1 pseudogene is annotated in these 453 nt (G+C 58.7%); it reads left to right on the forward strand.

Going from position 1 to position 453, the window contains the following annotated elements:
• Positions 1–48: 48 nt before the first annotated feature.
• Positions 49–453 (forward strand): annotated as a pseudogene (locus EN749_RS37105) (hypothetical protein); the annotation flags it as partial.

The raw sequence follows: 453 nt of genomic DNA on the forward strand, positions 1-453 counted from the left end.
ATCCAATACCAATCGGACACCGAGGCGGGCAGTTCGGGCGCGCCGGTCATGAATGACGGTTGGGAGCTCGTGGCGCTTCACCATGCGGCGAAAAAAGACAAGTCGAACGAAGGCATCAAGTTCTCGGCGATTGCCGCTGCTCTGGAACTGGAGGCGCAAACCGGCAACGCAGATGCGGCGCGGCTTTTTGAGCTTTTCACCGGCACGGATGAACTGGCCGGGTTCTTCGGCACCCTCGGTCGCGCGGTTGTCCAGAACGACAGCGGTATGGAGCGGGTCGTCGATGCCTACAACGGCGAGGATCAGGATCTCGATATCGGCTTTTGGAACATCGAATGGTTCAACAAGCGCTGGCAGGACAAGCTCGATTCCGTCGCGCGTATCATCGTCGAAATGAATCTCGACGTCTGGGTGTTCGTGGAATCGAGCCTCGAAGCAACCGAGGCCTTGGCT

The organism is Mesorhizobium sp. M7A.F.Ca.ET.027.02.1.1, assembly GCF_004022985.1.
GTDB lineage: Bacteria > Pseudomonadota > Alphaproteobacteria > Rhizobiales > Rhizobiaceae > Mesorhizobium.